The organism is Synechococcus sp. WH 5701 (genome assembly GCF_000153045.1).
Lineage (GTDB): Bacteria > Cyanobacteriota > Cyanobacteriia > PCC-6307 > Cyanobiaceae > Regnicoccus_A > Regnicoccus_A antarcticus.
Genome location: NZ_CH724160.1, coordinates 302399 through 311041, shown reverse-complemented (window position 1 = coordinate 311041; position 8643 = coordinate 302399). Strand labels below are relative to the sequence as shown.

Genomic DNA, 8643 nt, shown 5'->3' with positions numbered 1-8643 from the left:
GATGGGCGCCACCGCTGACTTGCGCATGGCTGTGAAGAAGGCAGGCCCGGTGGTCACCGACCAGGGGAACCTGGTGCTCGATCTCAAGTTCGCTGGCGGCATCACCGATCCAGCGGCCTTGGAGCAGGCGATCAACAACCTGCCAGGGGTGCTGGAGAACGGGCTGTTCGTGGGCCTCACCGATCCAGTCGCTGGGGCGGTAGCTGATGAACGGCCGTTAAGGTCGGATCACATCGGTTGCGATGGCACAGGCGAGGGCCATGAACGGTTCGGGTGATCCTCCCCGCCGGGGACGTCGCCGCAGCGGCGGGTCTCTGGATCAATGGATGTCGGCGGGACGGCAACTGGTGGATGGAGTGGCCGGGGCTCGCCCTGGCTCACGTCCCCAGGCCCGTGGAGCCGAGCGCCGAGCCGGCGGACGCCCGGGTCTGGAGGGTCTGGGTCGCTGGGTGGAGAACCGCATCGACTGGTTCCTCGAAGGCGACGACGACTGGCCGGAACCCTGGCAGGAGCGGGCTGAGACCCCAGAACGCAGGAGGCCCCCGCTGCGCCCGGACGCGGCGCCGTGGGAACCCGAGAGCGAGCGTCCATTCCAACCCCAACCCCAACCCCAACCCAAACCCCAGCCAGCGGCCAGGGCCAGGGCCTTTGAGCCGTCGCCAGGAACCCGCCGGCCCCTGGAGGCCATCTCCCGCCGGGCGGCCCCCCTGCTGCCTCCGTCCAGGGGCCAGGACTCCGTTCAGCCTGCGCAATCAGACATTCAGTCGCGGCAAGCGCCGCTCGAGCCGCCACTGCAGCCGGACCCCACCGGGTCAGTCCCCCCTGGCGGGCGGCCCCTGCCCCGCTCCAGCCGCCGTCCGCGCCGAGACTGAAGCCCTAGCCTGAAGCTTATTCCCGACACTCCCCAGCGTCCATGAGCAACCTGATCGTGGTGGGTTTTCCCAAGGTTGAAGAGGCTGAAGCCGTACGCAAGGAGCTGGTCTCCATCCAGCAGGAGCATCTGATCTCCTTGGAAGACGCCGTGGTGGTGGAGCGCGATGCTGATGGCCAGGTGCACCTGCGCCAGGCCATCAACCTCACCGCCGCCGGCGCCCTGGGGGGCGGTTTCTGGGGGTCGCTGGTGGGGCTGCTGTTCCTCAACCCCCTGCTCGGTGCCGCCGTCGGCGCCGGCATGGGGGCGGCTTCCGGGGCGCTCAGTGATCTGGGCATCAACGACGGCTTCCTGCGGGAGCTCGGTGAAACCCTGCCCAAGGCCAGCGCTGCCCTCTGCCTGCTGGTGCGCGACGCCACGCCCGATCGGGTGGTGGAGCGCCTGCGCAGCTTCGCGCCCCACGCCAAGTTGCTGCGCACCAGCCTCAGCCACACCGATGAGGCCCAGCTCAGCGAGCTGCTGGAGAACAGCCGCAAACAGGCCGAAGCCCTGCGCCTGGGCTGAGGCTCCCAGGCCCCGGACGCTCAGTGGCCGCGGTGCACCCGGCTGCGGCCAGGGGCTGTCTGGCCGTGGTGCGGGGCGGTCTGCTGGGGCCTGGAGGGATGGTGACTCACCTGGAAGTCCCAGCCCTTGTCCTGCAGCTGACGGTTCACGGCTCCCACCAGCTCATGGGGAAGATCTTCCGCCATCTGCTCGGCTGAGGTGATGATCGAGGGGGAGCCCTGCTTCAGGGCCCAGAGCAGTTCCGCCCACTGCTCCACCAGGGTGGGTTGATGGGTCTGCCGAGGGGAGTCGCCCTCAAGGGCGGCGGCGCAGCCGGTCTGCTGCCAGAGGGTGGCGCGACCCCTGTGCAGGCCCTGGCCACTCGCCCGGGCCAGGCCCAGATGCAGTGCCTGCTCGGTGGGGCGGCCATCGAGCTGGCGCAGCCCCGCCTCAATCAGCAGGCGGCCGCAGCTCACGGCCGAGAGGCCGAGGGAGCGCCCCAGGTCGGTGAGGGAGATCCACTGATCGCCGGCTTCGGAGGCCTGGGCACCGGGTGCGGTGGATTCCGCGGAAGAGTGCCCTCCTGGGCTTCCAAGGGTGGTGGTCATCGTCAAACAGGTGGAGCCGATGCCGCCATCCTGTTCAGATCCCCCAGAAGCGCAAGTTGTCAAGTGGAAACCGCCACAGATCACGCTGACTTCATGAAACTTTATGGAGATCTGCGTCGTGATGACTCGCTCCCAGCCAGCGCTCCAGCGCCGGTGAGAACACTTCCCGGATCACCGTGAGTTCCCGTCCCTGCCGGAAAAAGCGGTAGTGGCGGCTCCAGAAGGGACCCTTGGCGGCGAATCCCCGCTCCAACCAGTCGGCGTTCACCTGGGCCAGGCCGTCCACTTCCCGGAACAGCTCCGCCCGCTCACTGGTCAGGCTCAGCCAGATGGGTTGCTGCCGGTCATGCAGATACATCTCGGCCTCCGCCTGGTTCCACCAGCTCTCGGCCCAGGCCAGAGCCTGGCCGTTGCAGCGCAGCCACACCTGCCGCCGCAGCAAAGGCGGGACCAGCTCCGTCACCTCGGCGGGGGGGCGGGCCTGAGCGACATCAGGCAGGGTTGTGGAACCCCCTGGCACGAGCTCAGGCCCCATGGCGATCAGATCGATCGTGATCGGTGTGCCGCTGAGCAGGTGCAGATGGCGGGTGGGGCTGCCATCACCCAGAAGCAACAGCTTCCAGGCACCGCTGAGCTGAGCGCCAGCCCGGGCGTTGAGCACCTCACTGATCGGAGCTTCCCAGAGCGGTGTGGGGGACACCCATGGCCTGGTGAGCAGGGAGTCGGCCATCAGCCTCAGCTCAGGGGGTCCAGGCTAAGGAAGGCCAGCAGAGCACCGGGACGACGATTCCTGAGCCTGACTTTCCAGGAGCCTGCCTTCCCTGGCGCCTGTCGCTCAGAAGCCGCCGCTGATGCTCACCCGTTGTTGCTGGCCGTTGCGTTCGATCACCACGGAGTTGCCGCTGGCGGAGCGCAGGCGCCAGCCGGTGGAGCCGATCGCCTCCCCCACCGATGCGCTGGTGGAGCTGCCGCCCATTTGGAAGATGGCGGAGCCGCTCTGACCAGGCACCTGCACCACCCCCACCAGCTCGGGGGAGCCTCCATCCGCTCCAGGCGCCGGCATGGCGGGGGCTGGGGGAGCCCCCCGGGTGATCGTGCCGCTGACGGGAACCCGCAGCGGCGGGGCGGCCGAAGCACGGGAATTGCTCTCAAGCGGCCCCAGTTCCTGCACCCAGGCTTCCTCCGGCGGCGGCGGTGGCAGCCCGTTGGCGCCGCCATCGGCCATCTGGCCTGCAGGCTGGACGGTGGCGGAGGCCGTGGCTCCGGGCTCGGCAGCCCCCAGGGGGCCCACCGAGCGCAACCGCTCCAGCAGTTGCAGGGTGCGCTCCTGCTGCAGAGCGATGCTCGCCTGGGTCCAGCCACGCCACACCAGCAGGGTGCTGCCGGCTCCCAGCACCGATAGGAGCGCCATCAATACCAGCAGTGGCCGTTGCTGCCTGGAGCGTGCGGCGGCTGAAGCGGCGGCCGTGGAGCTATGGGGCCGGGGTACGGACCGGCTTCCAGCCGTGGTTGTTGGCCGTAGGCGCGGCGGCGCGTCGTGCACCACCACATCGATAGGCGCGGGATCGCCGCCAGACTCCATGGTCAGGCTTGGCTCCGGCTGGAGCGGGTCGCGGCTGTAGCCCTCGAGGGTGGGGCGCTCCCCGGCATGGATACCCAGGGCCGACAGACCGGAGGAAAAGACGCGGTCCATCACCTGCTCGGCCTTCAGCTCCCAGAACGCCCGGGAGGAGGAGATGGGGCGCTGATCACCGCCCATAGCCGATGGGCTTAGGAGTGGATTTTCGCGATCGTAGTGGTGGTCTCCCGATTCGACAATCGCTCCTGCTGACACTCACGGCGGCGGCGTAGTTCCAGCCACAGCAGCAGGGCGGTGGTGTCGGCCGGGCTCACCCCGGGGATGCGCGAGGCCTGCCCCAGGTTCAGCGGCTGCACGGCGGCGAGTTTCTCGCGGGCCTCTTTGGAGAGGGTGGCAATGGCGCTGTAGTCGATGCCGCCCGGGATCGGCCGCTGGTCCTGCTTGCGCACCTGATCAATCTGTTGCTGCTGGCGGGCCAGGTAGCCGCTGTACTTGAGATCGATCTCCGCCCCCTCGCGCACGCCAGCCGGCAGGTCGGCATCGGCCAGGCCCAGGTCCACCAGATCACGGCTGTGGAAGCCGGAGCGGCGCAGCAGATCGGCGAGGGTGATCGATCCCTTGATCGGCGCGCCCGAGCGGGCCTCAGCCTCCGGCGCCACCGGGTCGCTGACTTTGAGCCGCACCGTTTCCAGCCGCTGCTTCTCGGCGGCAATGGCGGCCTGCTTGGCCTCGAACAACCCCCAGCGGCGGTCGTCGATCAACCCCAGCTCCCGGCCCAGGGGGGTGAGGCGGCGGTCGGCGTTGTCTCCCCGCAGCACCAGGCGGTATTCACTGCGGCTGGTGAGCACCCGGTAGGGCTCATGCAGATCCTTGGTGACCAGGTCATCGATCAGGGTGCCGATGTAGCTGCCCTCGCGGGGGAAATGCACCGGTTCCTGGCCCCGCAGCAGCCGGGCGGCGTTGAGTCCGGCCACCAGGCCCTGGGCAGCGGCCTCCTCGTAGCCGGTGGTGCCGTTGAGCTGGCCAGCGCTGAACAGCCCTCGCACCCGCTTGGTCATCAGTGAGGGCAGGCACTGAGTGGCGGGCAGGTAGTCGTACTCCACGGCATAGGCGGGACGCAGCATCACGCAGTGCTCAAGGCCAGGCAGGGTGCGCAACAGTTCCAGCTGCAGCCGCTCCGGCAGGCCGGTGGAGAAGCCCTGGATGTAGAGCTCAGGGGTGTCGCGGCCCTCCGGCTCCAGGAAGATCTGGTGGCTTGGCTTATCGGCGAAGCGCACGATCTTGTCTTCGATCGAGGGGCAGTAGCGCGGGCCCTTGCTGTCGATGAAGCCCCCGTAGATGGGCGTGAGGTGGAGGTTGTCGCGGATGAGTTGGTGGGTGGCGGCCGTGGTGCGGGTGAGGTGGCAGGCCATCGGCTCACTGCTCACCCAGGCGGCGGGATCAAAGGAGAAGTAGCGGCCCTCGGCGTCGCTGGGTTGTTCTTCGAGCTGATCGAGGGCCACGCTGCGGCGATCCACCCGGGCTGGGGTGCCGGTCTTGAGGCGGTCGGTGTGGAAACCGAGGGCCTGCAGCGCTTCTGTGAGGCCTTCGGAGGCCTGCTCGCCGGCGCGGCCGGCGCTCATCGACTGATTGCCCACCCAGATCTGGCCCCCCAGGAAGGTGCCGGTGGTGAGGATCACGGCCGGCGCGGCATAGACACTGCCGAAGAAGGTGCGCACGCCGGTGATCCGGCCCACGGCTCCGTTGCCAACCTGGTTCGGGCCGTTGCCCTCCAGGTCCACCTCAAGCCCCGTGACCATCGCTTCGCGCAGGTGGAGGTTGGGGGTGTGCTGCAGCAGCTGCAGCATCTGGCGCGCGTACTGGCGCTTGTCGGTCTGGGCGCGCAGGGCCCACACGGCCGGGCCACGGCTGGCGTTGAGCACCCGCTTCTGCAGGGTGGTGGCATCGGCGAGGCGCCCGATCACGCCGCCGAGGGCATCCACCTCATGCACCAGCTGGCTCTTGGCCGGTCCGCCCACCGCCGGATTGCAGGGCTGCCAGGCGATGCGATCGAGGTTGAGGCTGAACAGGGCCGTTGAAATCCCCAGCCGCGCCGCGGTGAGCGCCGCTTCGCAGCCGGCGTGGCCGCCGCCGACCACGATCAGCTCGAAGGTTTCGCTGGGGGCTGCACTGAGGGCCATCAGGTCAATGTATGGCGCCCAGATCGCTGGGAGGCTCCACGGCGGCGGCGTAACTGGTGTCTTCGGTGCCGCCGATCCGGTCCCAGAGCGTGAAGTAGAGCCCGAAGTGCACACCCGGGTGGAGATGGTGCAGCGAATGGTGGGCTGGGCCGATCACCCAGCGGCCCAGCCAGTGGTGGGGGAAGCCGCTGGGGAGATAATCAAGGCCGAGGTGATTCACGATCGCCCAGACCGTCATGGTGCTCAGCACCGCCAACAGGGTGATCAGGTGCAGCGGCACCAGCATCACCAGCAGGACCAGCACCAGCGCCTGCACCAGAGCTTCAGGGGGATCGAAAGCGAAGGAGGTCCAGGGGGTGGGCTGGCGTGTGCGGTGGTGACCGTGGTGGCACCAGCGGTAAAGCCAGCGGTGGTGGAAGAGGCGATGGGTGGCGTAATAGAGCCCGTCCTGAAGGATCAGCACGGCGGCGTAGCTCAGAGCGAGGTACCACCAGCCGTAGGTGTCGGGCCTGGCATAAAGGCGGGTGAGCCCATGACTCTGGAGCGTGAGCACAGCGGCGGTCGCCAAGGCGAACACAGCCGCTGAGAGCACTGAAAGGCGGATGTCGGCGCGGATGCCATCGGCGTTGTGGGCCATCTGCCGTGGCGTTGGTCCAGGTGGTGTCGATCTGGGATGTGTTGCGGCGGAGCGGGCATACAGCCACCACCAGGATCCACCTGCCAGCAGAAAGTAGCGGGCCAGAATGATGCCGAAGAAAACAAGTCCGTAAAACAAGAAGGAGTGATCACCGAGTGAACGGATCACTGTTTCGGTGTCGATCTGTGCGATCGGCATGGACTGGTTGTCCCATCGGCGGCGTCAAGACCCAGCCTAGTGACCCCTCACCGCCCTGAACTGCCACGGCCATGCAGCGCTACAGGATCCTGCACCTCACCACCTACAGCTTTGAGGCGCTCGTACGGCTTGACGCCCATGCCCTCAGGCTCAGACCACGGGAGGGCCATGAGCTGCGGATCGAATCCTCCACTCTGCGCATCACACCGCCGGCCAAGCTGCGCTGGCACAGGGACGCGGAGGACAACTCGGTGGCGATCGCCAGCTTCCGCGAGCCCACGGCCCAGCTCCTGATCGAGAGCGAGTTGGTGGTCCAGCAGTACCACCAGGCACCCCTGGATTTCCTGGTGGATGAGAAGGCGGCGCACTTCCCGTTCCGCTACAGCGACGAAGACCAGTTGCTGCTGGCTCCCTACCGCCAGGAGCCCGGGGCCAGGTCTTCTGCACTCCTGACGGACTGGCTGGCGGGTCTGCACCAGCCTGGCGAGCGGATCGAGACCTATGCGCTGCTGGAGCGGATCAGCGATCTCATCCACGCCAGCCTGCGCTACCAGCGCCGGGAGGAACCGGGCGTGCAGACGGCTGAGCACACCCTGGCGGGCGGCTCTGGCTCCTGCCGCGATTTCGCCACCCTGTTCATGGGCGCCGCCCGCCAGCTGGGCTTCGCCGCCCGCTTCGTGAGCGGCTACCTCCACGACCCGGCGGCGGCCGCCGCCGCCGGGTCCACCCATGCCTGGGCGGAGGTCTACCTGCCCGGTGCAGGCTGGAAAGGCTTCGACCCCACCATCGGCGCTCTCGCGGGCCCTCACCACATGGCCGTGGCCGTGGCCCGCCATCCCGAGGCCGTACCGCCGGTGGCGGGCTCGTTTGTTGGGCCGAGTGGCGCGACCCTCAGCGTGGGGGTGTGGGTGACGCGGTTGGAGGAGTCGCCCTGAGCCGTTCTCAAGTCGATACCAGGCCGGCGTGCGGGAACTCCCAGCCGCTGAACTCACCGCGTCGATCAGCTCCACATGCTCCTGCTCATCCGGGTCGTTGCGGGCCACGATCGCTACGGCCGCTTCGCTGCTGCTGAGGTTGGTGGGTTGGTGCGGGACACCGGCCGGGATGAACAGAAAATCACCGGCTTGGTTCACCACCGCATGCTCCAGGCGCTCGCTCTAGCGTGTGCGCACGGTGCCCTGCAACAGGTAGATCGCTGATTCCGAGCCCAGATGCCGCTGGGCCGCCGCGCTGCCGCCGGGGCGGATCACAACGCGGTTGAGCGAGAGGTCCTTGGCGCCACTGTTGGCGCCGGAGATGCCCACCAACTGACCCAGTCGTTGTTTGCTGACGATGCTGGTGCTCGGCCGCACGGTGATGATGCCGCCGCCACCGGGCGAGCCGATCACCCCCAGGGCAGCAAGCCCTAAATCGAATGCTTTTGGTCTCCAATGCACCGTTACCGGATCCTGGCCCTCGCGTCATAACCCGATCCGGATGCGCTGGTGATCCAGCTGATTGGTCACCTTGGCCTCCACCTCCACCTTCCCCTTCACTGTGGCGCCCACATCCCCGCGCACCGTGGCGCCCACATCGCCGGCCACCTGGGCGCTCAACGCGCCGCTGACCTTGGCCTCGACGGGGCCCTTGACGTCGACGCCGATCCCTCGGCTCAGTTCGGGTACGTTCACGGCCAGGGGCGAGGCCAGGCCGACTGGTTCCGCCATGGTCACCTTTGCGATGATCGGAATCGTTTTGATGGGAGCGGTGCGGATCGGTTCTGCAATCTTCTCGACCACCAGCGGCGTCTGAATCGAACCCACATCCACCTGGGCTGCCACGGGCAACGGGCTCTTCATCACCAGCTCGATCTTGATCGGCTCCTGCAGGATCCTGCCCAGGGTGCTCGCTCCGATCCCCACGGCCGCCACCAGGGCGATGGGCCAGCGCAGGGCCAGCATCCAGCCCAGGGCAGACGGCTGAGTGGAGGGGTTGGTGGGGGGCTCGCTCATCGATCGGCGGAAAGGCATTGGCCCCCATGTTGCTGC

The 8643-nt window shown here is 68.1% G+C and carries 11 protein-coding genes; 4 read left to right on the top strand and 7 right to left on the bottom strand.

The annotated features are described in order from the left end of the window. The 3 genes from WH5701_RS11625 to WH5701_RS11615 form a co-directional block, all read left to right on the top strand. A partial coding sequence (locus WH5701_RS11625; RefSeq protein ID WP_006172583.1) for a ribose-5-phosphate isomerase A occupies window positions 1-277 on the top strand: 277 nt, incomplete at its 5' end. Beyond that, window positions 261-872 (top strand): hypothetical protein, encoded by a 612-nt coding sequence (locus WH5701_RS15795; protein WP_083781891.1) that lies wholly within the window; start codon window positions 261-263, stop codon window positions 870-872. The genes WH5701_RS11625 and WH5701_RS15795, both read left to right, overlap by 17 nt. A gap of 41 nt (window positions 873-913) precedes the next feature. After that, complete coding sequence (locus tag WH5701_RS11615) at window positions 914-1435, top strand: DUF1269 domain-containing protein (protein ID WP_006172581.1); 522 nt, start codon at window positions 914-916, stop codon at window positions 1433-1435. 20 nt (window positions 1436-1455) lie between these two features. On the opposite strand, the gene WH5701_RS11610 is transcribed toward WH5701_RS11615, so the two are convergent. From WH5701_RS11610 to WH5701_RS11590, 5 genes are all read right to left on the bottom strand, one after another. After that, entirely contained in the window at window positions 1456-2022 is a 567-nt protein-coding gene (locus WH5701_RS11610; protein ID WP_006172580.1) for a hypothetical protein, read from the bottom strand. 91 nt (window positions 2023-2113) lie between these two features. Beyond that, window positions 2114-2752 (bottom strand): chorismate lyase, encoded by a 639-nt coding sequence (locus WH5701_RS11605; RefSeq protein ID WP_006172579.1) that lies wholly within the window; start codon window positions 2750-2752, stop codon window positions 2114-2116. Between the two features lie 105 nt (window positions 2753-2857). Further along, window positions 2858-3781: a hypothetical protein gene (locus WH5701_RS15790; protein WP_006172578.1), complete on the bottom strand. Its 924-nt coding sequence runs from the start codon at window positions 3779-3781 to the stop codon at window positions 2858-2860. A gap of 11 nt (window positions 3782-3792) precedes the next feature. After that, window positions 3793-5781, bottom strand: a complete 1989-nt coding sequence (gene mnmG, locus WH5701_RS11595) for a tRNA uridine-5-carboxymethylaminomethyl(34) synthesis enzyme MnmG (RefSeq protein ID WP_006172577.1) — start codon at window positions 5779-5781, stop codon at window positions 3793-3795. Between the two features lie 4 nt (window positions 5782-5785). Continuing rightward, on the bottom strand, window positions 5786-6616 hold the full coding sequence (locus tag WH5701_RS11590; protein ID WP_006172576.1) for a sterol desaturase family protein: 831 nt from the start codon (window positions 6614-6616) through the stop codon (window positions 5786-5788). A gap of 71 nt (window positions 6617-6687) precedes the next feature. On the opposite strand from WH5701_RS11590, the gene WH5701_RS11585 reads away from it, so the two are divergent. After that, window positions 6688-7551, top strand: a complete 864-nt coding sequence (locus WH5701_RS11585) for a transglutaminase family protein (RefSeq protein ID WP_006172575.1) — start codon at window positions 6688-6690, stop codon at window positions 7549-7551. Between the two features lie 222 nt (window positions 7552-7773). On the opposite strand, the gene WH5701_RS18065 is transcribed toward WH5701_RS11585, so the two are convergent. Next, on the bottom strand, window positions 7774-8004 hold the full coding sequence (locus WH5701_RS18065; protein ID WP_006172574.1) for a hypothetical protein: 231 nt from the start codon (window positions 8002-8004) through the stop codon (window positions 7774-7776). 72 nt (window positions 8005-8076) lie between these two features. After that, complete coding sequence (locus WH5701_RS11575; RefSeq protein WP_006172573.1) at window positions 8077-8607, bottom strand: hypothetical protein; 531 nt, start codon at window positions 8605-8607, stop codon at window positions 8077-8079. Window positions 8608-8643: the final 36 nt, after the last annotated feature.